The sequence below is a fragment of the Aerosakkonema sp. BLCC-F183 genome (genome assembly GCF_041929145.1).
Lineage (GTDB): Bacteria > Cyanobacteriota > Cyanobacteriia > Cyanobacteriales > Aerosakkonemataceae > Aerosakkonema.
On record NZ_JBHFNU010000048.1, the window covers coordinates 42,440 to 66,318 of the forward strand.

General features: G+C 45.1%; 20 protein-coding genes. 12 read left to right on the top strand and 8 right to left on the bottom strand.

The annotated features are described in order from the left end of the window. Positions 1-5: 5 nt before the first annotated feature. Complete coding sequence (locus tag ACE1CD_RS13230; RefSeq protein ID WP_374824631.1) at positions 6-2,723, bottom strand: ATP-dependent Clp protease ATP-binding subunit; 2,718 nt, start codon at positions 2,721-2,723, stop codon at positions 6-8. Positions 2,724-2,949: 226 nt separating this feature from the next. Between ACE1CD_RS13230 and ACE1CD_RS13235 the strand changes: the two genes are divergently transcribed. Then, positions 2,950-3,363, top strand: a complete 414-nt coding sequence (locus ACE1CD_RS13235) for a GFA family protein (protein ID WP_374824633.1) — start codon at positions 2,950-2,952, stop codon at positions 3,361-3,363. A gap of 92 nt (positions 3,364-3,455) precedes the next feature. On the opposite strand, the gene ACE1CD_RS13240 is transcribed toward ACE1CD_RS13235, so the two are convergent. Then, positions 3,456-3,722, bottom strand: a complete 267-nt coding sequence (locus tag ACE1CD_RS13240; RefSeq protein ID WP_374824636.1) for a YciI family protein — start codon at positions 3,720-3,722, stop codon at positions 3,456-3,458. 83 nt (positions 3,723-3,805) lie between these two features. On the opposite strand from ACE1CD_RS13240, the gene ACE1CD_RS13245 reads away from it, so the two are divergent. Together ACE1CD_RS13245 and ACE1CD_RS13250 are read left to right on the top strand one after the other, a co-directional pair. Then, positions 3,806-4,357, top strand: a complete 552-nt coding sequence (locus ACE1CD_RS13245) for a 2'-5' RNA ligase family protein (RefSeq protein WP_374824639.1) — start codon at positions 3,806-3,808, stop codon at positions 4,355-4,357. A gap of 88 nt (positions 4,358-4,445) precedes the next feature. Next, positions 4,446-5,447, top strand: coding sequence for a serine hydrolase (locus tag ACE1CD_RS13250; RefSeq protein WP_374824642.1), 1,002 nt, complete (start codon positions 4,446-4,448; stop codon positions 5,445-5,447). 39 nt (positions 5,448-5,486) lie between these two features. On the opposite strand, the gene ACE1CD_RS13255 is transcribed toward ACE1CD_RS13250, so the two are convergent. Next, positions 5,487-6,764, bottom strand: coding sequence for a ribulose bisphosphate carboxylase small subunit (locus ACE1CD_RS13255; protein WP_374824644.1), 1,278 nt, complete (start codon positions 6,762-6,764; stop codon positions 5,487-5,489). A 312-nt stretch (positions 6,765-7,076) separates the two neighbouring features. Between ACE1CD_RS13255 and ACE1CD_RS13260 the strand changes: the two genes are divergently transcribed. The 3 genes from ACE1CD_RS13260 to ACE1CD_RS13270 all read left to right on the top strand — a co-directional run bounded on the left by ACE1CD_RS13260 (position 7,077) and on the right by ACE1CD_RS13270 (position 12,107). Further along, positions 7,077-7,964, top strand: a complete 888-nt coding sequence (locus tag ACE1CD_RS13260) for a hypothetical protein (protein ID WP_374824647.1) — start codon at positions 7,077-7,079, stop codon at positions 7,962-7,964. Positions 7,965-8,087: 123 nt separating this feature from the next. Then, positions 8,088-11,351 carry a type ISP restriction/modification enzyme gene (locus ACE1CD_RS13265; RefSeq protein WP_374824650.1) on the top strand — a complete coding sequence of 1,088 codons (3,264 nt, stop codon included), beginning with the start codon at positions 8,088-8,090 and terminating at the stop codon, positions 11,349-11,351. 243 nt (positions 11,352-11,594) lie between these two features. Next, a complete protein-coding gene (locus tag ACE1CD_RS13270; RefSeq protein ID WP_374824652.1) occupies positions 11,595-12,107 on the top strand; it encodes a GNAT family N-acetyltransferase in 513 nt (170 codons plus the stop codon). 100 nt (positions 12,108-12,207) lie between these two features. Here the strand turns inward: ACE1CD_RS13270 and ACE1CD_RS13275 are convergent, their stop codons facing one another. The 3 genes from ACE1CD_RS13275 to ACE1CD_RS13285 form a co-directional block, all read right to left on the bottom strand. After that, positions 12,208-12,543, bottom strand: coding sequence for a ribulose bisphosphate carboxylase small subunit (locus ACE1CD_RS13275; RefSeq protein WP_374797226.1), 336 nt, complete (start codon positions 12,541-12,543; stop codon positions 12,208-12,210). A gap of 56 nt (positions 12,544-12,599) precedes the next feature. Beyond that, positions 12,600-12,998: a chaperonin family protein RbcX gene (locus tag ACE1CD_RS13280; protein WP_374797228.1), complete on the bottom strand. Its 399-nt coding sequence runs from the start codon at positions 12,996-12,998 to the stop codon at positions 12,600-12,602. Positions 12,999-13,090: 92 nt separating this feature from the next. Then, on the bottom strand, positions 13,091-14,521 hold the full coding sequence (locus ACE1CD_RS13285; RefSeq protein WP_374824655.1) for a form I ribulose bisphosphate carboxylase large subunit: 1,431 nt from the start codon (positions 14,519-14,521) through the stop codon (positions 13,091-13,093). 457 nt (positions 14,522-14,978) lie between these two features. On the opposite strand from ACE1CD_RS13285, the gene ACE1CD_RS13290 reads away from it, so the two are divergent. The 3 genes from ACE1CD_RS13290 to panB are packed head-to-tail and all read left to right on the top strand — an operon-like array spanning position 14,979 to position 17,545. Next, positions 14,979-16,052, top strand: coding sequence for a two-component regulator propeller domain-containing protein (locus ACE1CD_RS13290; RefSeq protein ID WP_374824658.1), 1,074 nt, complete (start codon positions 14,979-14,981; stop codon positions 16,050-16,052). 41 nt (positions 16,053-16,093) lie between these two features. Further along, entirely contained in the window at positions 16,094-16,714 is a 621-nt protein-coding gene (locus ACE1CD_RS13295; protein ID WP_374824661.1) for a hypothetical protein, read from the top strand. A 45-nt stretch (positions 16,715-16,759) separates the two neighbouring features. Then, a complete protein-coding gene (panB, locus tag ACE1CD_RS13300; protein ID WP_374797234.1) occupies positions 16,760-17,545 on the top strand; it encodes a 3-methyl-2-oxobutanoate hydroxymethyltransferase in 786 nt (261 codons plus the stop codon). Positions 17,546-17,569: 24 nt separating this feature from the next. Here panB and ACE1CD_RS13305 read toward each other — a convergent pair whose 3' ends face one another. Beyond that, a complete protein-coding gene (locus ACE1CD_RS13305; RefSeq protein ID WP_374797236.1) occupies positions 17,570-17,848 on the bottom strand; it encodes a tetratricopeptide repeat protein in 279 nt (92 codons plus the stop codon). A gap of 231 nt (positions 17,849-18,079) precedes the next feature. Between ACE1CD_RS13305 and clpP the strand changes: the two genes are divergently transcribed. After that, entirely contained in the window at positions 18,080-18,685 is a 606-nt protein-coding gene (gene clpP / locus ACE1CD_RS13310; RefSeq protein WP_190461444.1) for an ATP-dependent Clp endopeptidase proteolytic subunit ClpP, read from the top strand. Positions 18,686-18,854: 169 nt separating this feature from the next. On the opposite strand, the gene ACE1CD_RS13315 is transcribed toward clpP, so the two are convergent. Further along, positions 18,855-19,661: a hypothetical protein gene (locus tag ACE1CD_RS13315; RefSeq protein WP_374824664.1), complete on the bottom strand. Its 807-nt coding sequence runs from the start codon at positions 19,659-19,661 to the stop codon at positions 18,855-18,857. A gap of 886 nt (positions 19,662-20,547) precedes the next feature. Here ACE1CD_RS13315 and ACE1CD_RS13320 point away from each other — a divergent pair. Further along, entirely contained in the window at positions 20,548-22,896 is a 2,349-nt protein-coding gene (locus tag ACE1CD_RS13320) for a ribonuclease R family protein (protein ID WP_374797240.1), read from the top strand. Positions 22,897-23,182: 286 nt separating this feature from the next. Next, complete coding sequence (locus ACE1CD_RS13325) at positions 23,183-23,803, top strand: flavin prenyltransferase UbiX (RefSeq protein ID WP_374797242.1); 621 nt, start codon at positions 23,183-23,185, stop codon at positions 23,801-23,803. The last annotated feature ends 76 nt before the right edge of the window (positions 23,804-23,879 follow it).

A 23,879-nucleotide genomic window follows, 5' to 3' on the forward strand; every position in this document is an offset into this window, starting at 1 on the left:
TGGTCTTAAGAAGGCATAGTTTGAGGTTCCAGTAAACCCAGAGGCTGTTTTTTGCTAAATGTTAGCTTATTATCCGCGCAGTCGATCGCAATTATATCGCCCGGAACAAAAGCGCCCTCCAGCAGCATGGTAGCAATGGGATTTTCCAGCTCTCGCTGAATCGCTCGTTTCAAGGGACGAGCGCCGTATACTGGATCGTAGCCTGCTTCTGCCAAACGATCTTGGGCGGCAGATGTAAGCTGAATGCTGATTTTTTGGTCGGCGAGCAATTTTTGAATGCGCTGCATTTGAATGCCCACAATTTGGCGCAATTCGCTGCGACTGAGGGTGTGGAATATGATCGGCTCATCGACGCGGTTGAGAAATTCCGGACGAAAATGTTTTCTTAAGGCTTCCATTACCTTTTTACGCATTTGTTCGTATTGGGAATCATCTCCATTTTGGATTTTAGATTTTGGATTTTGGGTTGCAGAATCCAGTTCGGATTTTTTATCTATTCGTCCTTGCTTCTCGCCTAATAGGTCAATAATTAAATTCGAGCCTATATTACTCGTCATCACAATTACAGTATTGCGAAAATCCACCGTTCTCCCCTGCGAATCGGTGATTCTGCCATCATCCAACACTTGCAGGAGGATGTTGAACACATCCGGGTGCGCTTTTTCCACTTCATCCAGCAACACCACCGAGTAGGGACGCCTGCGAATTGATTCGGAAAGTTGTCCGCCTTCCTCATATCCGACGTATCCGGGAGGCGCACCCACCAGTCGCGATACGGAATGTTTTTCCATGTACTCGGACATATCGATTCGCACTAAGGCATCTTCCGAATCGAACAAAAACTGGGCTAAAGCGCGGGCTAACTCCGTTTTTCCGACTCCACTTGGCCCCATGAACAGAAATGAGCCGATCGGTCTTCCGGGGTCTTTCATTCCCGCTCTGGCGCGTCGAATCGCCGCTGCAACGGCTGAGACGGCTTCCTGCTGTCCGACTACTTTTTTATGCAGTTGCGCTTCCAATTGCAATAATTTCTGCCGTTCCGACTCTAGCAGGCGATTAACGGGAATTCCCGTCCACTTACCGACGATTTCAGCGATATCGGATTCCGTCACTTGTTCGCGCAGCAAGGTGGAACCTTGGGATTGCAGTTTTAAAAGTTCCGCTTCTTTAGCTTCCCGATCGCGCTGCACTCCCTCCAGTTTGCCATACTTCAACTGCGCCGCTTTATTGAGATCGTAAGCTCTTTCAGCTCGCTCGATCTGCACCCGCAGTTGTTCTTCTTCCTCTTTTAAAGTATTGATCGCTTCCAGAAGATTCTTTTCACCTTGCCATTGGGAAGAAAGTTGTTCTTGTTCTTCCTTCAATTCGGTAATTTCATCTTCAATTCCGCGCAAACGTTCTCGCGACGCCTTACTTTCTTCCCCTTCCAGGGACAACTTCTCCATTTCCAGCTGCATCAGTCGCCGATCGATCCCCTCTAACTCTTCCGGTTTCGAGGTAATCTCCATTTTCAACTTAGCAGCTGCTTCATCGACAAGATCGATCGCCTTATCTGGCAAAAATCGATCCGAGATGTAGCGATGGGAAAGCGTCGCCGCCGCCACCAAAGCAGAGTCTGTAATCTTAACCCCGTGGTGAACTTCGTAGCGTTCCTTCAGTCCGCGCAGGATGGAAATCGTATCTTCAACCGTGGGTTGATCCACGTAAACTTGTTGAAACCGCCTTTCCAACGCCGCATCTTTTTCGATGTGCTTGCGGTACTCATCCAACGTGGTTGCCCCTATGCAGCGCAATTCCCCACGCGCTAACATCGGTTTGAGCAAGTTGCCGGCATCCATCGCCCCTTGAGCGCCCACACCCGCACCGACGACGGTATGCAGTTCGTCTATAAATAAGACGATTTGCCCTTCCGAGTGGGTGACTTCCCGCAATACCGATCGCAGGCGGTCTTCAAATTCTCCTCGATATTTGGCTCCGGCAATCAAACTGCCCATATCCAGGGAAATCAATCTGCGATTTTTCAAAGATTCCGGTACGTCGCCGTTAATAATACGCTGAGCTAAAGCTTCTGCGATCGCGGTTTTCCCCACTCCCGGTTCTCCAATCAGGACTGGATTGTTTTTCGTGCGGCGGGATAGCACTTGAATCACGCGACGAATTTCATCATCCCGTCCGATTACCGGGTCAAGTTTACCAGCTTTTGCCTGTTCTGTCAAGTCGCGCCCGTACTTTTCTAAGGCGTCGTAACGATTTTCCGGATTTTGATCGGTAACCTTTTGACTGCCGCGAATCGCTTTGATGGTAGCTTCCAGCTTTTTGACATCTGTATCGAAAGGTTTGAGTAACCGACGACCGATGCGATCGTCTTCCGCAAAGGCTATGATTAAATGTTCGACAGAAATATACCCATCTTGCCAAGTTACCCTTGCCGACTCAGCACGATCGAGCAATACATCTAAGTTTTTGCCCAGATATATATCATCGCTCTTAGCAACGATTCTGGTTTGTGATTTTGCATAAGATTCCAGTTGGGACACCAGACGGGCGGAGTCAATGCCGGCGCGGTTGAGTATGCGGTGCGCCAATCCTTCTTGTTCCAGAAGTGCGATCGCTAAATGTTCTACCTCCAGATACTGATGTTGATAGCGACGCAGCACCTCTTGCGATTTGACAATGGCTTCCCAAGCTTTATCGGTAAATTTAGTAGCATCCGTAGGCTGCACAGTAGTTCGTTCCTCTTTATCAAAGGGTTTCTCAATTCTTACCCCTGATGACCATGATACTGAAAACCATCAGCACTTACTTATCGAGTAATAAGGGCGTTGGGGAGAATAAGCGAAACTGTCTATTTTAGATTTCTCTTAACTTTTCCCCATTGTTCACCCAATTGTGAATCGTGCAAACTAGAAGGGAAAAAACAATCGCTAGAATGACAAGAGGATTTTTGAGATGAGCGAGGTTTTCTCCGGTGGCTGTCTGTGCGGGGCTGTGCGCTACCAATGTCAGGCATCCCCCTTCGCCGCCATGCACTGCCAATGTTCTGACTGTCGCAAAACCAGCGCCACAGGTCACAGTTCTAAGTTAGCTGTCCCCAGGTCTGCTGTCAAAATCTCCGGGGAACTGAAATTCTACGAATCGCAGGGCGAGAGTGGCAATATGGTGCGGCGCGGTTTTTGTCCCAACTGCGGTTGTTCCATCTACGCGGAATCTTCTGGCTTTCCGGAAATGGGTGCGATTACTGCCAGCAGCTTAGACGATCCTTCTATTTTCCAACCCAGCATGGTAATTTTTGCGGCGAGCGCTCCCGCTTGGGATTATACTGACCCACAACTGCCCAAATTTGACAAGATGCCACAGATGTAGAAATAGAATTTCTGCTAAGCAATAATTTGGGCAGAAAATCTGCGAATTATTGCTTTTTTTAGTAATTGGCCAACTTACTCTCACTTTCCCAACTACTCGACTACGACTCGCCATTCGCGAAGTTCGTACTTAACGCAGCCATTTTTCACTAGGGGATCTTGGGATACGATCGCTCGCGCCTCTTCCATCGTAGCCGCCTGAAATAGGAGCATTCCGCCGCCGCGTTCCACCCAGTACCCGCTACGCGCCTGATGTCCTTTGGCAATCAAATCTTGTACGTAAGCTTTATGAGCAGGTACGTATTTGTCAAACGTAGGTTTATCGACAATTCCTTGTTCGATTTTGACAAACCAAGGCATTCAAATTAATCCTTTTTGTGCTATGTTCGCTTTGTAGTATTGACAAACTTTTAGCTGTACATCTCTGTTGTAATTGTACTATTATGGACAAATCAAAAAAAAGATTTTTCATCGCACTTCTACCGCCCCAGGAAATGCAGGAGCGGGCTAATGAGATTAAGCAATATTTTGCCGATCGCTACAATAGTCGTCATGCCCAAAAGTCTCCCCCGCATATTACCTTGCAACCGCCTTTTGAATATGCGATCGATTCAGTCCCGACTTTGGTAGAATCACTCAGCAGTTTTGTCAGTACGCGACAGGGAATCCCAATTACACTATCGGGATTTGCAGCTTTTCCGCCGAGAGTCATTTATATCAATGTTATCAAAACGCCCGCACTCTTATCTTTACAAAAAGACTTGATGGAGCGGATGGAAACATCTTTAGGTATTGTAGAGCCTGTCTCTAAAAAACGCCCTTTTGCCCCTCACATGACAGTTGCTTTTAAAGACTTGACACGGCAGAATTTTCATGCTGCATGGCCGGAATTCCAGGAGCGATCGTTACAATATGAGTTTGTTGCCGATAAGCTAACGCTGCTAATTCATGACGGCAGTCGGTGGAATATTCACTCACAATTTCCCCTCTCGTAGGGTGGGCATTGCCCAACACACCAGCAACTGTATGGTAGAAAGACAAAAAAGAAATCGATAATTCTGTGATGTGAAAGGAGAAAAATACGTGCCCTACCAACTAGCTGGACAATCTTTAGCAGCTTTAATTAGCATAATGGGAGTTACCCCTCCCCCAGCAGCACTTGCTAGTTATGCTATTTTCGTTTCTTCTACTAAAGAAGTTGTTTTGCCCATTCATTTACAACCCTGCGCTATAGCAAAATCCCTCCCTTATTTAGCATATAAAACTAAAAATAACAACCTCAATAAAAAGGCTGTTATCAAGTTTTTATCATCAAAAAATCTGGCGAAAATAGCATCAGATAGCGGTCTTAATTCGGCAAGAATTACAGTGTGCGAAATTTCGGGAAAATGTTGGAACTATCAAGGCGATCGACCGCCGCAAAGTGCCGCCAGTTTAATTAAGGTTCCGATCGCGATCGCACTTTTGCAAAAATTATCCAAAAATCACATCAGCTTGGATGAAACGATTTATGTCGATCGCAGCAACTTTACTGAAGAAGATTATTCACCCATCAAAGCGGGTAAATCTTATACTTTCCGATATTTGTTGACGGAAATGATTGCCCGGAGCAGCAACATTGCCACCAATCAAATAATAGATTATTTGGGATGGAATTATATCAATCAAGTATTAGATAATCTAGGATATCCCACAACTCAAGTCGGTTACAAGCTCACAGGAGAATCGACTAAACCAACCAAAAATCGCGGCTTTGGAGCTAATCGAGTTACGAGCAACGAACTTTCAGTCATGATGATGCAGATTTACAATTGCGAATATCCGGAATCTAATGTAATTATTGATATTTTTAATCAGCAAGTCGATCGCGAGTTGGGATTTGATGCGTTAAAAACATCGGCGGGAAGTTGGTTAGGCGAAAAAACCGGAGAAAATAGCAAAGTTAGAGGCGCTACCTTAGCAGCAGACATTAATAGTAAAACTTATATTATTACTGTTACTGAAGATAACGGTAAGAGCGCCCCTAAAGTTCGTAATTGTATTTCTAAAATTGTGGATTATATTGCTAAGAATGGGCGGATTTAAACCCCACCCCCGCAGACAGGGGTGGGGATGCTTTCAAACTTAATGCGGTTTCTGGATAATTTTCTCCACAACGCGCCGCTTAACTTTGGGGTCGATCCCAATTAAGCGGACATATTCTCCGGTATGCTCATTTAAGCACGATTCCAGAGATGCGATCGCATCGGACACCTCACTTGTCTGAATTGGAGAACAACTTTGCCAAGATTGAGTGCGGAAACGACGCTCATCCGCGTGTTCCGTACTGATGCGATATCCTTGAGCGAGTAACTGGCGTACCTGTTCCTGCGTTTCCGCACTTAGTTTCGCACCGTTTACCTGACCGTTGCTGGTGGCATAATTTACTTTGTATACTGTTTCAGCTTTGGTTGAGTTATTCGGTACTTCATTTTGGATAGGAGTAGTAGGTGCAACATTCGCAGTTGGTTGATTGTAGTTTAATCGCCCCGCATTGTACTCTTCTACCAACCTTGAATTTTTCACTCGCTGTTGTTCTTGCACCATTAAGTTACCAAATTCAATTAAGCGAGGTAGTCGGAAATCTGGCTTGATGAAATTCGGTTTTCCATCAGCGCTATTTACCACGCGAGAAGAAACTCGATCGATCCCAACTTTGTGGATAAATTCCCTAATTAGTTCGTCGTAAATCCTAGCTCTCACTGCGCCAAAAAAGTCAATAGCTTGATCGATAAAAGTATCGACAAACTGATCAATTTCACTGGGAGAAAGCCCATCTTGGGAAAAGATACCGCTGACAATACCAATTTTATCTTCGCGGTTTGGTTCCCAGAAAAACTTGTCCATCCGACCATCGCGAACTAACGGCGCATAGAGAGTGGATAAGTCATTTCCCGTAACAATAATTGGCACGCGATGTAGGGGTGTTGAATCATAACTGCCGGGAAGTTGTACGTTAGTTGGGTTATCGGCAATATTCATCAGCGTGGCATTCACCAACTGGGTATTTACCGTGTATTGCGTGCCTTGATCGAAGCGCCCTGCACCTGCATCCAAATCGTTAATCATTATCGCAGTCATTTTGCCGCGAACCTTAATCAATTCTGCTGCTTCTCGATAGCGCAAGCGCAGCAAACGCGCCGGATCTCCTGCATCTGGACTTTCTAGTTCTCCACCAGAAATATGCACTGCTTCGATGCCCATTTTCTCGAAGACTAATTCACATTGAAAGGATTTTCCTTCTCCTTTGCGTCCGTGAATGCCGAGAATTAGAGGAACTCTTACTCCCGGAAGTTCGAGGAAGTTTTTGGTGATATGAACGGCAAGTTTGTCAAGGAACCTGGGAGAGATGTAGTAAGACATTGGTGTGTGATTCGCGATCGCATCTAACTCTAATGTTAAAATTCTATAACATTAGATAACAAGTGGGATAGTTTTATTAGTTTGATGAGTGCGATCGCTTTTATTTATTTTAACCGCAGAGTACGCATATAGTAGGTTGGGTTGAGGTAACGAAACCCAACCATTAATTTAACCGCGAAGACGCGGTAGCGAAGCGAAACGCGATAGCGTTTTAGGACACGAAGGAAGAGGGGGAGAAGGGAAGCGATCGACAGTAGCAATTATAGATGAGTATGATGAGAGTAAATTGGAGATAATCTCACTGGGTAATAGATGACAAGGCAGCTGCACGACCAATTTGCCAAACAATATCTAAAGGAGTTATTAGCGCCTCTGGGACAACTGACAACCAGTCAGGATGTATCGCCGGAAATCCGCCAAGTAGATGTTTGGTTTGTACCAACCGCATCCTCATCTACAGAACGGCAGCTGTTGGGTTTGTTGGGGCAAATGGCATCATCTGATTGCGTATTTGAAGCTTTTCGGAATCAGCCCAACCCCATTGAGGTGCGAAACTGTCTGCTTAAATTGTATTCTCTCCATAGCCAAATTTTACGCAAAGCGAGACGAGAGAACGATGCTGTTTCAGAAGCGGAACTGCCAGTTTTGTGGATTTTATCACCTACCTGTTCGGCAAATTTGCTCAATGGTTTTGGCGCAAAACTAGATAATACAGGAAACTGGGTTGAAGGAATTTACTTTTTGCCAGAATACCAGAAAACGGCGCTGGTAGCGATTAACCAGTTACCAACTACAGAAGCAACTTTATGGTTGCGAATTCTGGGGCGCGGCGAAACTCAAAAACAAGCAGCGCGGGAAATAGAAGCGCTTCCGAGTAACCATCCTTTTAGAAGGAATATTCTGGAAATTGTAGGTAGGTGGTACATCAACTTGCAAACGAGTCAAAATTTAGATGAAGAGGATAGGGAGGTACTTATGAACTTATCACCAGCTTATCTGAAATGGCGGGAAGATACTTTACAAGAAGGACGGCGAGAGATGGTGGAAAATTTGCTACAAATTCGATTTAGTTCTGTGGATGAGGTGTTAGCTGGCGCGATACCTTCTATGTTGCAGTTACCGTCGCAGGAGTTGACTCGGTTGTTGTTGACTCTTTCTCGCGAGGAGTTGTTGGAACGGTTTGGAGGGGGGTCTAATTAGGGCGATCGTTTTTATAGGGACTTTTAGTAGACCCCAGAAACCCAGTTTCTTCAAGAAACCGGGTTTCTCTTTTTGTGAGATAATCAGTTTAGTTCTGCTACCGCAACTTAGCACGGGTGGGTTATGTCATTTCCAGAATATCTTAAACAAATTGAAACTAATTTACAATCAGGTCAATCCACTGAGCATACCCACCGTGCTGCACTCCAAGTATTAATTGAATCTTTATCTAAGGGAATACGCGCCACCAACGAACCGAAACGAATTAAATGTGGCGCACCTGATTATATTGTTACGCAAGGGCAAACTGTTCTCGGTTATATCGAAGCTAAAGATGTTGGTAAATCTCTGGAGAAGGAAGAACGCAGTCAGCAAATGGCACGTTATTTGAAAGGACTGGGAAATCTGATATTAACCAATTATTTAGAGTTTCGTTGGTACGTTGGCGGTGAGCATCGGTTAACCGCCCAACTTGCTAAATTTGGCAGCAATAAAAAACTTAAATTAGAAGAAAATGGTGTAGAAAATGTTACTCTTTTACTCAATCAATTCTTAACCGTTAATACTCCAACCGTCAACAGTCCGAAGGAATTGGCTAAACGCATGGCATCAATTGCCCAATTAATTCGAGATGCAATTCAACAAGCTTTTGTTGATGCTGATGAAGGCGGTACACTCAAGAGTCAATTAGAATCTTTTCGGAAAGTATTGCTGGGGGATTTAACACAAGCGCAATTTGCGGATATGTACGCCCAAACAATCTGTTATGGAATGTTTGCCGCTTGTTGTAATACTCAAGATATTAGTCAATTTAGCCGCCGCAATGCACCTTATGAATTACCCAAAACTAACCCTTTTTTACGCGATATGTTTGGGCATATTGCAGGGCCGAATTTAGATGAGCGAATTGCTTGGGCGGTGGATGATTTGGCCGAATTACTCAAGCGTACTGCAATGGATGAAATTCTCAAAGATTTCGGTAAGCGCACTCGTCAGGAAGACCCAGTTGTTCACTTTTACGAGACATTTTTGGCTGAATATGACCCGAAAATGCGGGAAGCAAGAGGTGTTTATTATACACCGGAACCTGTAGTTTCTTATATTGTTCGCAGCGTCGATCGTATCCTAAAAAATGATTTTGGAATTAAAAAAGGTTTGGCAGATGATAGTAAAATTAAAGTTCCTAGTCCAGATGGCAAAAGCAATACAGAAATTCATCAAGTTTTAATTCTCGATCCGGCTACGGGAACGGGTACTTTTTTACATGGGATAATTGACCATATTTATGAAACGTTTAAGAATAAAAAGGGAATGTGGTCTGGCTATGTTTCGCAACATTTATTACCTCGTTTGTTTGGTTTTGAATTATTGATGGCTCCCTACACGGTAGCTCATATTAAATTAGGTTTGCAATTAAAAGAACTTGGTTATGATTTTGAACAAGCACAAAGATTGCAGATTTATTTAACTAATACACTGCAAGAAGCTTTTCAAATTCCTCCGGCTGATGGTTTTACTGATTGGATTCGCGATGAGGCGGATAAGGCTAAAGATATTAAGCAAGATATTCCCGTGATGGTTGTATTGGGGAATCCGCCTTATTCTGGCCATTCAGCTAATACGGAAGCTACATGGATAAGTAATTTACTTAGAGGGAAAGACACGCTAAAGGATAGCGAAACGGGAAGCTATTTTAAGTTAGATGGGAAACCTTTAGGTGAAAAAAATCCGAAATGGCTAAATGATGATTATGTAAAATTCATCCGTTTTGCTCATTGGAAAATTGAACAAACGGGCTATGGTATACTTGCTTTTATTACCAATCATGGCTATCTCGATAATCCCACTTTTCGGGGGATGCGTCAAAGTTTGATGGAAACATTTGATGATATATACATATTAGATTTGCACGGAAATAGCAAGAAAAAAGAAAGTAGCCCTGACGGTTCAAAAGATGAAAATGTTTTTGATATTCAGCAGGGTGTAGCTATCGGAATTTTTATCAAGGGAATGCGTCATAAAAAGAAAAATGCAACAGTTCATCATGCTGATTTATACGGTGTACGTGAGGTATATGAAAATTCAAGTAATGGTAAACAATTAGTAGGTGGCAAGTATCACTGGCTATGGGAAAATGACTTGGCTACAACTCAGTGGAAAACTCTCGCGCCCCAATCACCCTTTTATCTTTTTGTTCCTCAAGAAATTGACTTACTAGCAGAATATGAAGCGGAATGGCAAGTAACAGATATTTTTTCTGTAAATAGTGTTGGTATAGTTACTGCTCGCGATGCGTTGACTATTCATTTTAGTGAAAATGATATCTGGAAAACTGTTACTAACTTTGCTAATTTATTACCAGAAGAAGCAAGGACAACTTACAATTTGGGCAAAGATGCACGCGACTGGAAAGTTGAATTTGCTCAGAGAGATGTGAAAATTCATCCTTTTGCAGAAACCCAAAAATCAGGCCCTTTTAAAGAATTTATTAGACCTATCCTTTACCGACCTTTTGATGTTCGTTACACTTACTATACAGGTAAATCTAGGGGTTTCTTGTGTATGCCTCGTAGTGATGTAATGAAGTATATGCTAGGAGGAAAAAACATAGCGCTGCATCTTTGTAGGCAAACTGTTAGCGATGCTTGGCAACATATAATGGCAACGAATCAGATAACCGATGATTGTTACGTTTCTAACAAAACTCGTGAGCGTGGCTATACATTACCTCTCTACCTCTACCCCGAAACAGAAGCAGAAAAACAAATGGGAATGGTACGCCGTCCCAATTTAGCATCTGAATTCATCAAAGATTTTTCATCACGCCTGCAAATAGAATTTATTCCTGATGGCAAAGGCGATAAAAATAAAACTTTTGGGCCAGAAGATGTATTTGATTATATGTACGCTGTCTTCCATTCTCCCACTTACCGCACCCGTTACGCCGAATTTCTTAAAATCGACTTTCCCCGCCTACCGCTAACATCAAATCCTGATTTATTCCGTACTCTCTGCAATTTTGGCAATCAACTTGTCAAACTTCACCTCTTAGAAGAAAGTGGTAATGAAATGGCTACTTATCCTATAACTGGCGATGATATTGTGGAATCAGTTCGTTACACTGAAGCAGGAGAAAATGCAGAAAAAGGACGAGTTTGGATTAACAATAATCAGTATTTTGAAGGGATACCGCCGTCAGTATGGAACTTTCATATTGGCGGTTACAAAGTGTGCGAAAAATGGCTGAAGGATCGCAAAGGTCGGCAACTTAGTTATGATGATTTAGAGCATTATCAAAAGATTGTTTTGGCTTTAGCAGAAACTATTAAGTTAATGGATGAAATAGATAAAGCCATTACTGAATATGGTGGCTATCCAATTGAATAAGTGAGCTTTGATGAAATATGCGATCGCCTTCTCGCTGCACAAAAAATATCGGGTTTGCGAAATGCGATCGCTAATTAGTGAAAACTGCGGTCGCATTTACTTGAAATACACAAAAAAAGTTATTTTTTTAACATTAAACCAATGTTTATAACAATAGATCGGGAGTTAATTATGAAATTTCACCTTTAGATGTTATAAAACTTAGTACAGGTTAAACAACAAGGTATCTAAGAGATTTTTTTTATGCTTATCCAACCCCTATCGTATCAAACACTTGAACAAGCAATTGCTTTAGTAGATAAAGTTTTTCCCTACCAGAGACAAAGCCGGTATGAAAATGCCAGCTTCGCCTTTCGCGCCAGCCTCGAAAAAAATAATCCATCATATAGCTCACTTCTTTATCAAATGCAAATTACGGAAGCAAACTATTGGGTTACTATTGATGAAAGTTCGGGCAAAGTAGTAGGAACTACAGGATTATATTCCTACACTAAAGATGAATCAGAAGCATATTGGCTGGGCTATACTTGTGTAGACCCATATTTTCGCGGTCAAGGAATAGGAGGTATGTTAGTTGATTTTGCTATTGAAAAAGCGCCATCGTCAGGCAAAAAAATTCTTAGATTGTATACATCAAATTATCCAGACCAAGCAGTTGCACAAATTCTTTATGAAAAGCGCGGTTTGCTGATTACTGGCGAAGAGCAGATCGAAGGAACTAACTTCAAAAAGATATACCGAGAACTAAAGTTATAGCGATCGCCCTCCCACTTTCCCTCCCTGAAAAATAAAGTAGGGGCAATTCATGAATTGCCCCTACTTTAAAAACTAACGATTCAGTTGTACCAACTAAATATTAGTAGCCTCTGGTATTCGGCTTGGAAACGATGAAGCTCAGCACTTGGCACTGCTTCACGTTATCAAAACCCACAACGCGGATATAGCAGCTGGAGTATTCAGAACGACAAGCGCGTACTTCTTCCAGAACTTCTTGAGCAGTGGTAGCCTTGAACAAAGGCAGCTTCCACAGAGTCCAGTAGTGCATTTCCGGCGCAGAAGATTCGCTGAATTCTACGGCTGGGATGTAGCCTTGCTCTAGAATGTACTGAACTTGCTTAACGATTTGGGCGTCGGTAAGAGGGGGAAGATAAGAGAGAGTTTCGTAACGACGCTCTTTGGGTAGAGTTTTCATTGCTTACAGGTCTTCCTTGGTACTTGTAATTCTGGTCTATCTGCTAACGATCGAGCTTATTCAGATTCACCTTGCGGTTCTGTTTGCCCTTCAGGAGATGCGGCGGGGTCAGAAATAGTCAGTTGCGTAATGCGTTCCAAATGCTGACGCCGATGCTCCATATTTGCCTGTTGAATACCGGTGCGAACCATCTCTGGCAAAAAATCTGTTACTTCCTCTGCTAGATGCTGGCGCACGGTCATCACTCGTAACGCCAGTTCCTGCTTTTCCCGGAGCAACTCCTCCAAGTAAGCTTCTCCATCTTGGATTTTGCTTTTCGTAGAAAAGTTATTCAGCCAGTAAGCTAGCGGAGGATTAGTCTCGCTCAGTTGAGCCATGATAATCCGCACGGCTTGATAGGTCAAGTAGCTGATCAGCGTCTTGCTGGTATCTTTCGCGACTTGTTTGAGATCCATTTTGACCCCGCCTCCGGCGATTTTAAATTTTAGACTTTGGATTTTAGATTAATAAATAAATCCAAAATCCAAAATCGGCAATCCAAAATCGATTACAGGGTATCCATTGCCTCGAACTCGAACTTGATTTCCTTCCACAGTTCGCAAGCCGCAGCCAGTTCGGGGCTCCACTTGCAAGCTTCGCGGATCACGTCGCCACCTTCCCGGAAGAGGTTGCGACCTTCGTTACGAGCTTGGATACAAGCTTCCAAAGCCACGCGGTTAGCGGTAGCGCCGGGAGCGTTACCCCAGGGGTGACCCAAAGTACCGCCGCCGAATTGCAGGCAAGAATCATCGCCGAAGATTTCTACGAGCGCTGGCATATGCCATACGTGGATACCGCCAGAAGCAACTGGCATTACACCGGGCATGGAAGCCCAGTCTTGGGTGAAGTAAATACCGCGAGCGCGGTCTTGTTCGATGTGGTCTTCGCGCATCAAGTCTACGAAGCCCATCGTGATGCCTTTTTCGCCTTCCAGCTTACCGACGACGGTACCGGAGTGCAGGTGGTCACCACCAGACATCCGCAAGCACTTAGCCAGTACGCGGAAGTGGATACCGTGGTTCTTTTGACGATCGATAACTGCGTGCATAGCGCGGTGGATGTGCAGCAGACGACCGTTGCGACGGCACCACTTAGCCAAAGTAGTGTTAGCGGTGAAACCACCAGTCAGGTAGTCGTGCATGATGATGGGCGTGTTGATTTCGTTCGCGAATTCAGCCCGCTCCATCATTTCTTCGCAGGTGGGGGCGGTCACGTTCAGGTAGTGACCTTTGATTTCACCAGTTTCAGCTTGAGCTTTTTCGATCGCTTCTTGAACGAACAGGAAACGATCGCGCCAGCGCATGAACGGCTGAGAGTTGATGTTTTCGTCGTCTTTGGTGAAGTCCAAACCGCCGCGCAGACATTCGTAAACTGCACGACCGTAGTTCTTAGCAGATAGACCCAGTTTGGGCTTAATCGTACAACCCAGCAAAGGACGACCGTACTTGTTCAGCTTGTCCCGCTCTACTGTAATCCCGTGGGGAGGGCCTTGGAATGTTTTCAGGTAAGCAATCGGAATCCGCAGGTCTTCCAGACGCAGCGCACGCAGAGCTTTGAAACCGAATACGTTACCTACGATCGAGGTAAGCATATTGGTTACAGAGCCTTCTTCAAACAGATCCAATGGATAGGCAACAAAGCAGATGTACTGGTTGTCTTCGCCAGGAACCGGTTCGATATCGTAGCAACGACCTTTGTAACGATCGAGGTCGGTCAGCAGGTCAGTCCAAACTGTTGTCCAAGTACCGGTTGAGGACTCAGCAGCCACAGCAGCACCAGCTTCTTCTGGAGGTACTCCGGGCTGAGGCGTTACGCGGAACGCCGCCAGAACATCAGTATCTTTCGGTGTGTAATCTGGCGTGTAATAAGTCAGCCTGTAATCTTTAACTCCGGCCTGATACCCAGCTTTCGCTTGAGTCGTCGTTTTCGCGTAAGACATATGTCCCTTCCTGGGAATTACTGCAATTTTTTTTTGCCCATTTGGCAGATGCTTAAAACTATATCAAGAAATCAATTAGCTACACTTCAAATTTTTTTTAGAATTTCATAACCTCTCTTTATGTATTTTTAATAGGTATAAATTTTTGTTGCACCATCCATGCAAAAAGTGACATTTTGTGGTTTGGGGATCGCTCTTGCGGCTGGGGGGCAGGGGAGCGGGGGAGTGGGGGAGTGGGGGAGTGGGGGGCAGGAGGGCAGGAAGAAATTCTTAATGAGTGACTTTTGACTTTTTGACTTTTTGACTTTTGACTTTTGACTTTTGACTTTTTGACTTTTGACTTTTGACTTTTGACTTTTGACTTTTGACTTTTGACTTTTGACTTTTGACTTTCCCTAGCCCCTAGACTCTCTTAAGCAGTAGCCTATTTGTGAATCGTTCGGTCAGGAGAATAACTATGTCATTATTGAGTGGGCGCATCAGTATTTTCCTAAGTGCCGCGCTGCTGGGATTGGCAGCATTCCTGGGAGAAACCGACACCAGAAGCGTCCTAGCTCAATCGTCCGGAAGAGATGAGACTCCCTTCTACCCAGCACAACCGCCGCCACCAGAAGTCGATCCCTTGCGAATACAGCGCCAAACGCCTCAGCAACGAGAGTATCGCGTCAGTGCTTTACTACGCGATGTTCTCGGCAAACTCTGGGTAGGTTCGTGGCAGGGGTTAGCGCGGATTGACCCCAATACGGGTCGCATTTTGACGCGGGTCAACTTACCCGATGTTTTTATCGGTGCTTTAGCTGAAGATAAAGTAGGCAGAATTTGGGTGGGAACTTACCAGGGATTGCAGCGAGTAGACCCCCGCACCAACGAAATTACGGCGCAGAATTTTTTTATGCCTTCCAATCGAGTATTGTCTCTTTTAATTGACAAACGAGGCTATTTGTGGGTAGGAGGCGATCGCGGTTTATCTCTTATTAGTCCCGATCGAGGATTATTGATGACGACGCTGCGAAACTTACCCGGTGTCAGCGCCAACGCCCTCAGCTTAGATACAGAAGGTCAGCTGTGGGTAGGAACTCTCGACGGTTTGGTAAGAGTCGATACCGCCAGTGCTTATCCAATCGGACGAATTACCGACTTACCCGGCACCACTGTCCAAGCTTTAGCCTTAGATTCTAAAGGTAGTCTGTGGGTGGGAACGCCCAGCAATTTGATCGAACTCGATCCCCTCACCGGTAAAATCGTGCGAACTGTTGCCGAACTGGCAGAACGCAATATCACAACATTGCATTTTGACCAATTAGGTAGCCTTTGGGTCGGCACAGATGCTGGTGTTTTTCGTTACAATCCTTACACCGGAACTCTGGCGGGTCAAGTTTCCGGTCTGCCTGCGGCTAAAGTGCTTTCCCTTTCTCCGGATACCGGCAATAAGTTGTGGGTGGGCACTCGTGAGGGGTTAGCTTGGGTAAATTTGGATACAGGTGCTGCCATAACCCATCGCGCTTTCAGTCGCGCCACTCCTCAGTATTGAAGAGGGGCTAGGGAAAGAAAGAAGTAGTAGTAGGGTGGGCAATGCCCACCATCTGCGATCGATCGATATATACCCTACGTTTAATTATGCCTACCTACTCAGATAAAAGGAAAATACCGAAACTGAAAATATTTGCCAGCATAATTGCAGAAGTAGCGATCGCCTTTGCTGCTCCCTATACTATTAGCAAAAGCGTTTTTGCCCAAACTTCAGCTAATTCCGATGTGCGGATAAATTCTATTAAACTGGAAGAAACCCTCGTTGCAGAGGTAATGAATGGTTATCTCGAAGTACCCGATCGCAACACTAACGTTTCTGCTTACGGCGGTCGTATGCGTTTATACGATGTCCACATTGCCCGCGCGATCGCATTGAGCCATCATTTTTACTGCAATCCACCCTACATTGGCGGAATTGAAAAACTTGTACAGTGGGAATATCGGGCAAATAACGGCAGAATAAATATGGGAACTTTTAATCTGCGCTGCACCAGTGTCGAACAGGCAATAAAAACCTACGGTCTGGGTAAGTCAGTACCGATGGAAGTTCAGCTAACAGACAGAGCCAAAAAAATTGTCAACGTTCGCGTTCTCGATATCCAAGGAGATGTCGAAACTAACAACTTTCTAAATTTTGTCCAAACAATTAGACCGCAGCGATGAAATAATTGAGTGCGAACATAAAAAACTACAAGCAAAATTGATTAAATGGCAGTAACAACCCAACAATTAATCCAATGGAAACGGCAAGGTCGTTTAATTGTGACCCTAACAGCTTGGGATTATGCGATCGCACAGCTGTTGGATGCTGCTGGCGTTGATGTTATCCTGGTTGGCGATTCTTTGGCAATGGTGGCATTGGGTTACGAAACTACTCTGCCGCTGACGCTCGATGAAACAATCCATCACGCCAAAGCGGTGCGTCGAGGCGTACACAAAGCTTTAGTAGTTTGCGATCTGCCGTTTTTGAGTTATCAAGAAAGTCCTCAGCAAGCAATGCACTCGGCTGGTAGGATACTGAAAGAATCGGGCGCTCAAGCGGTAAAATTGGAGGGCGGATATCCCACGATCGCCCAAACAGTTTCTTTTTTGGTACAAGCGGGAATTCCGGTACTCGGTCATGTGGGTTTAACGCCGCAATCGGTGCATAAGTTGGGTTATCGTCAGCAAGGGAAGACACCGGAAGCTGGAGAGAGAATTTTACAAGAAGCGATCGCACTTGAAGAAGCAGGTGCATTTGCGGTAGTCTTGGAGCATATTCCAGCTGAGTTGGCATTGCAAATTACTCAAAAACTGACAATTCCTACAATTGGAATTGGCGCTGGCCCTCACTGTGACGGTCAGGTTTTAGTTACTGCCGATTTGTTAGGACTTTCCCAAAAACAGCCGCCTTTTGCTAAATCTTATGTTAATTTGCGGGAAACTATTACGCAAGCGGTGCAAAATTTCGGTACGGAAGTGAAAGAGGGGAAATTTCCTGATTTAACTAACTAAACGGAAAAAACATCACAAATATGTTTAGAAATAAAAATCTATTTCTTCTATGTTGGCGCTCATTTCTCGGTGAATTTCCTGTAACTGCATAAAGCAAAAAAACGCTTCTTCGTCGTTTTGCAACCAAACGTTACACAGCCATAGCTTTTGCAGGCAGAAGGCTATACCGGGACGATCGCCCATTTCGCGTTTAATTTCCAGTACCTGTCGATAGCACTCGATCGCTTGTTCGTATTTTCCCAAGCGACGGTAAGTATCACCTTGTTTGTCTAAAGCATTAGCTTGTTCTTGGCAAGCAGCCATTTCCTTAAATTTCCTGCGCCCTGAGATCGCACTTTGCTAAGTTGCTCGTTCTTTCCTTTTTGGCTAAAAAGTAGCAAAGGAAATGAGTGACCCGGAAAAACCGGAGCAGCAATCGTGCGATCGCTTTTCTTGGGGTTATAATAACCTAACCTGACTTGCCGGATAACCGAAAAAAACGTTTACGGGCGCAAATCGATAAAATTAAGAAAAATTACCGGATATGCAAACAGCATGATACCTACAGTTATTGAACAGTCTGGGCGCGGCGAACGCGCTTTTGATATCTACTCCCGACTTCTGCGGGAGCGGATTATCTTCTTAGGCAGACAAATTGACTCAGATCTGGCCAATCTGATCGTTGCTCAGCTGCTCTTTTTAGACTCGGAAGACCCGGAAAAAGATATCTATATATATATCAACTCACCGGGCGGTTCGGTAACGGCAGGTATGGGCATTTATGACACGATCAAACAAGTTCGCCCCGATGTCTGCACCATTTGTACCGGACTGGCAGCTAGTATGGGCGCATTTCTCCTCAGCGCCGGTACGAAAGGCAAACGGATGAGTCTACCCCATTCTCGGATTATGATTCACCAGCCACTGGGTGGCGCTCAGGGGCAAGCAACGGATATCGAAATTCAGGCGAAGGAAATTTTATACCACAAGCGACGCCTGAATGAAATGCTGGCAGAACACACAGGTCAACCCCTCAGTCGAATTGAGGAAGATACCGAGCGGGATTTCTTTATGTCAGCTAAAGAAGCGATGGAATACGGCTTGATAGACCAAGTGATCGATCGCACCGCAGCAGGTAGCAAACCTGTAGCTGTCGCCTAATTAGGGGCTGGGGGTTAGGGCGTCGGGGTTAGGGGAAGAGGGAGAGGGAAAAGGGAAGAAAATTTCACATTTTAGATTTAAAAGGGAAAATTTTGATAAATCTGAAATCTGAAATTTGAAATTTGAAATCCCCCGCTCCCCCACTCCCCCACTCCCCCGCCCCCCCTACCTACGAGGTCGCGTTGGGCAGAGATTTGAGATGGTTGTAGAATTGCATTACCTGTTCGGGGCTGAGTTGGGAACGCGATCGCTTTTTGAAAGTTCGCCACAAATAGTCGCGTCCCTCCTCGGTAGTCCAACCTGCACGGCTCATTTCAATAGGAATGCGAGCGATCGCTTCAGATAGATCGATCGGGTCTTCCAAATCCGTCTTTTCAGCAGCAAGATCGATCGGTTCGGAATCTACTCGATCGGATTGAACAGCACTTATTTCCCGATCTTGAAAGCGCGATCCGATCGGCGTCACTTTACTATAATTAACAGTCGGTTCAACCTCATTTATAGATGAAGTAATTTCGGGACTCTCAACATAACTATCTCGTTTCCAATCTAAATTGCTCGTAATTGGCGCATTTGAGCCTGTGGGAGCAGCACCGATCTTAGATGTTGCTGTGGGAGTTGTCCTCTGTGGAAAAGTTGGCTGTACTGTCTCGCTCAGCCAACTTGTATCAGTAGAAATACTGTCTGTATTGGCTTTTTCCGATCGCTCTTGTGAAAATACAGGATGCTTGGGAAATTCAGCAGTAACAGGTTGAGTACTCGTCGTAGCAGATGACTGTATGCCGATGATTTCCAGCGCCCTAATTCTAGCTTGATCTTCCGCCACCTCAATTGTGTCAGCAACTGCCATACCAGTAGCTCGGATAACGCCGTCGATCTGAACCGAGACCCTAACCACATATTTACCGTGGTAAATGGTCAATAATTCAGAAATTAGACAGCCAGTGGGATAGCGAGCTTGAAATTGTGCAAACATAACATTAATACCCAAGAGAGATCTTCAACCATAGCGGTTTTCTTGAAGACCGCTATAAACCTACAATAAGATTGGGAGACAGCTGTCAGCAGACAAAAGTCAGCAGCAGGGGAGACAGGAAAACTTTTTTGTTCTTCATTGGAACTTGTTACTGGATTTTAAATCCCAGAGTTGCCTGACTTTTTCATTATGGCTTCTGACTCCTGACTGCTGTTGCACGATCTTCGATCCGCATCGCAAAAAGGCGCAAGGCTTGAGTGTCCTACACCCCACCGCAACTAGCTCGCTGTTCAAAGGCGGTTTATCACCATAAAACATCCAGCGTGTAAAAGCGTGAGAGTGTCCCAAAGCAAAAGCCGTTCAGGCACGAGCGACCCTTGGTATGATTTCGCCTATGTTGGGCGGAACATCTCCCAAACATAGGCGATATAGCACGATTCTTGCTTTTGTCCTGTGGTGACATTGCTAATAAAACATCCGTAGGCCAAAAGTGGAAGTAGCCTCTGTGGTGTTTTCTGACATGGGATATAGTGGCAGCAATCGTTTGTTTCGTCTAAGTTTGGGCAAACAAAAGGCTCTCCTCAGTCAGCGTGTTCGGTCAGAGTGTGCTGAATCAACCCCTTCCGGATGTCCGGCAAGAAGATGGCCTAAGTTTAGCGCGATTAGCTTCTCAAGGACAAAAGTTGCCTGTAGCTGTTGGGGGAATCTACATACCTTAACTGTTGAGAGCCTAAAAGTGGGTGTGTAGCCCGTGCGCGATGCTGTTCGATCGGGTAGTACCTGTATTTGGCGAAACTTACGCCCAATATAGGCGAAAAGGATCTGGTTTCACCAGATCGCAGCAGTAAAAAGAATGCAATTGAGACGCTAAGGACTGATTCGCTACATGGAATTTTCAATCGCTACACTGCTTTCTAATTTTCCAGATGATAAATTGGTCGCTGTCAAAGCCTTAGAAAAAAAACTGGGTTGCCAGGATGAACCTTGTCTGCACCAATTAGAAATAGCTTTAGATGCTCTGGAAAAAATTGGCATTTTGGTAAAGGAGCGGGGCAAATATCGTCGGATATTTGAGCCTGGAGTTGTGGAAGCCAAACTGCGCTGTTCCAGTAAAGGATTTTGTTTTGCAATTCAAAATGTAGAAGGAGCAGCAGATATTTACGTGCGGGAAAGCCATCTGAGTACAGCTTGGAATGGCGATCGCGTTCTTGTCAAAATTACCAAAGAAGGGAATCGACGGCGCTCTCCGGAAGGAGAAGTACGCTTGATTTTAGAACGCGCCAACCCCAGCGTGCTAGCGCGAATCAAACAAAGCTTAGACCGAGCGGGACGTACAATATACAGGGCAGTTCCTTTAGACGATCGGCTATTATTTGAACTCGACCTGCTTGCTAATGGCAAAAATTTAGCCCAAGCAATCGATCACCTCGTCCACGTCGAAATCCTCCGCTATCCTTTGGCGACAAGTCCCCCCGTCGGTCGCGTAGCCCAAATCTTGGGCAGCGATGCGGAAGCTGCTGCCGATATCGATATAGTTTGTTGTAAGCACGATTTACCGCGCAGCTTTCCCGATGCTGTGCTGAAAGCTGTTGAAAAATTACCAAATGCACCAACTAGAACAGACCTGAAAAATAGATTCGATCTGCGACATTTGGTAACCATTGCCATTACTCCCGACGCAACGAATGAAAACGATGAAAGTACATCGGTGGTAGAACAGGCTTTTACCCTAGAGAAAATTGATGCCGAAAACTGGCGTGTGGGAGTACATATTGCCGATGTAGCCTACTATGTCCCGATCGACTCGCCGATCGATCGGGAAGCGCAGCGGCGAGGTAGGTGCGTGCATCTAGGCGAAACGATACTGCCACTGTTGCCAGAAGCGCTCTTAGAGCGTTGTTCTCTGATTGTGGGAGAAGACAAGCTCGCTATTTCGGTGCTGCTGACGCTCAACGGCGCTGGGGAATTGGTGGAATTTGAAATTCAACCCAGCGTCATTCAGGTAGACTATCAGCTCTCCCAGTCGCAAGCACGAGCAATTCTGTTGCGTCACGAGGTTCCTCTCAGTCGAGCGATGATGCACGATGTGGCACCGGTGATTCCTACCCTCGATCAACTGGTGGTGCTGAGTCAGGGGGTAAGGCAACAACGACGAAAGCGAGGTGGATTTGAAATTAAGAAATCGGAAAGCGAGAACCAATTTAACAGCCAGTTTAACGATGAAGGATCGAGTAATGTACTGGTGAGCTTGCCAGGACACCCAGACCGATCGACGATCGCAGAATGGATGATCTTAGTAAATCAGGTGGTGGGCAACCACATGAACGCTCTAGGAGTACCGACGATGTACCGAGTTCAGCCGGCACCCGATCCGGATGATGTCCAAGAATCGATCAAGTTAGCTGGCAATCTGGGAATAGATTTGCAACTAGAACAGGAAGATGCGGTTATTCCTTCTGATTTCCAAAGTTTTATCCAGCAATTTGCTGCTTCTAAGTCAGAAAAAGTCCTCAGTTCTTTGTTGCAAGCTACTTTAAAACCAGCCGTTTACAGCACAGCACCCGCTTCTCACTTTAGTTTGGCTTTGGAATCGGGTTATGTCCATTGCATCTCGCCAGCACAGCGCTACTCGGATTTATTGGTACAACGGTTGCTGCAAGCTGTGTTCGAGCAAGGGCGCGATCGTCGTACCACTCGCGCTAAAGAACAAGTCAATCTGCGTCACAGTTCCTGTCACGGCAATATCAATTGGAACGTTCTCCCACCTGCGTTACAGGAAGAACTGGAAGCGCATCTGACTGCTGTAGTTGTACCGCTTAACGAACGACAAAAAGAAGCGGAAGATGCAGAGGCAGATTTGGCAGGACTTAAAAAAGCCGAGTTGATGAAAGAACGCACCGGTGAAGTTTTTCCTGGTGTGATTACTGGCGTTCAATCCTACGGTTTCTTTGTCGAAATGGAAGTACCTCTGCCAGATGGAAAGTTCTTTTACCCAGAAGGATTGGTACACGTATCCTCGCTCAAAGATGATTGGTACGAATATCGCTCTCGACAAGAGGCGCTTGTAGGGCGCAAGAACCGCAAGCAATATCGCTTGGGCGATCGCGTCGAAGTTCAAGTTAAAAGCGTTGATTACTACCGTCAGCAAATAGATTTGGTGACCGTAGGTAGCGACGGCGAAACTTTGGACGATGACTTAGAAGATGACCCGTTTATCAATATGGATGATGATTAAATATGATTCATCGTTCGTGGCTCATGCCAAACATATAGGGAATTTCAGATTTGAGATTGCCGATTTGAAATTGAATTTAAATCTGCCATCTCAAATTTGCAATCTGAAATTACCCATTACTAATGACCGATAACTAATGACCAAAAAAAAGGGGTTCAAATCTTCCTATTTCAAAGGGAATCATCGACAAATTTTGCCGAGTATTGTAGAGACGTTTCATGAAACGTCTCTACAATATTCAAGGCCCAGCCAATCCAAAATCCTCTCATCCAAAATCTAAAATCGTGTGACCAAACCTTTGATTCTTGGGGTCTCAGGGGCATCGGGCCTCATCTACGCCGTTCGGGCATTAAAATTTCTGCTGGAGGCGGATATGACGATCGAGCTTGTGGCGTCAAAATCCACTTATATGGTCTGGCAGGCAGAACAAAATATTTCTATGCCTGCCAACCCTATCCAGCAAGAACAATTCTGGCGCGAACAAGCTGGGGTGGCAACACAAGGTAAACTGCGCTGTCACCCTTGGGGTGATGTAGGCGCTAACATTGCAAGTGGTTCCTTCCGCACTTTGGGGATGCTCGTGATGCCGTGCAGTATGAGTACGGTCGCTAAGCTGGCAGTAGGTCTGAGTTCCGACCTTTTGGAACGCGCTGCTGATGTGCAGCTTAAGGAAGGACGCCAACTCGTTATCGTACCCCGCGAGACGCCTTTGAGTTTGATTCATCTGCGAAATTTAACTACTTTGGCAGAAGCAGGTGTTGCAATTGTGCCAGCTATCCCAGCGTGGTATCACAATCCTCAGACTATTCAAGATCTGGTGGATTTTGTGGTTGCTCGCGCTTTAGATCGGCTGGATATTGACTGCGTTCCTATCCAGCGTTGGCAAGGACACCAGGAGGAATTTTAGATTTTGGATTTGGGATTTTAGATTGAAGTTAAATCTAAGATCGGCCATCTGAAATTTGAGATTACCAATTACCAAT

What these genes read in the sequence shown, in the direction of transcription:
- ACE1CD_RS13235 (WP_374824633.1), top strand. Translation starts at nt 2,950, where the DNA reads ATGAGCGAGGTTTTCTCCGGTGGCTGTCTGTGCGGGGCTGTGCGCTAC.
- ACE1CD_RS13240 (WP_374824636.1), bottom strand. Translation starts at nt 3,722, where the DNA reads ATGCCTTGGTTTGTCAAAATCGAACAAGGAATTGTCGATAAACCTACG.
- ACE1CD_RS13245 (WP_374824639.1), top strand. Translation starts at nt 3,806, where the DNA reads ATGGACAAATCAAAAAAAAGATTTTTCATCGCACTTCTACCGCCCCAG.
- ACE1CD_RS13255 (WP_374824644.1), bottom strand. Translation starts at nt 6,764, where the DNA reads ATGTCTTACTACATCTCTCCCAGGTTCCTTGACAAACTTGCCGTTCAT.
- ACE1CD_RS13260 (WP_374824647.1), top strand. Translation starts at nt 7,077, where the DNA reads ATGACAAGGCAGCTGCACGACCAATTTGCCAAACAATATCTAAAGGAG.
- ACE1CD_RS13265 (WP_374824650.1), top strand. Translation starts at nt 8,088, where the DNA reads ATGTCATTTCCAGAATATCTTAAACAAATTGAAACTAATTTACAATCA.
- ACE1CD_RS13270 (WP_374824652.1), top strand. Translation starts at nt 11,595, where the DNA reads ATGCTTATCCAACCCCTATCGTATCAAACACTTGAACAAGCAATTGCT.
- ACE1CD_RS13275 (WP_374797226.1), bottom strand. Translation starts at nt 12,543, where the DNA reads ATGAAAACTCTACCCAAAGAGCGTCGTTACGAAACTCTCTCTTATCTT.
- ACE1CD_RS13280 (WP_374797228.1), bottom strand. Translation starts at nt 12,998, where the DNA reads ATGGATCTCAAACAAGTCGCGAAAGATACCAGCAAGACGCTGATCAGC.
- ACE1CD_RS13285 (WP_374824655.1), bottom strand. Translation starts at nt 14,521, where the DNA reads ATGTCTTACGCGAAAACGACGACTCAAGCGAAAGCTGGGTATCAGGCC.
- ACE1CD_RS13290 (WP_374824658.1), top strand. Translation starts at nt 14,979, where the DNA reads ATGTCATTATTGAGTGGGCGCATCAGTATTTTCCTAAGTGCCGCGCTG.
- ACE1CD_RS13295 (WP_374824661.1), top strand. Translation starts at nt 16,094, where the DNA reads ATGCCCACCATCTGCGATCGATCGATATATACCCTACGTTTAATTATG.
- panB (WP_374797234.1), top strand. Translation starts at nt 16,760, where the DNA reads ATGGCAGTAACAACCCAACAATTAATCCAATGGAAACGGCAAGGTCGT.
- ACE1CD_RS13305 (WP_374797236.1), bottom strand. Translation starts at nt 17,848, where the DNA reads ATGGCTGCTTGCCAAGAACAAGCTAATGCTTTAGACAAACAAGGTGAT.
- clpP (WP_190461444.1), top strand. Translation starts at nt 18,080, where the DNA reads ATGATACCTACAGTTATTGAACAGTCTGGGCGCGGCGAACGCGCTTTT.
- ACE1CD_RS13315 (WP_374824664.1), bottom strand. Translation starts at nt 19,661, where the DNA reads ATGTTTGCACAATTTCAAGCTCGCTATCCCACTGGCTGTCTAATTTCT.
- ACE1CD_RS13320 (WP_374797240.1), top strand. Translation starts at nt 20,548, where the DNA reads ATGGAATTTTCAATCGCTACACTGCTTTCTAATTTTCCAGATGATAAA.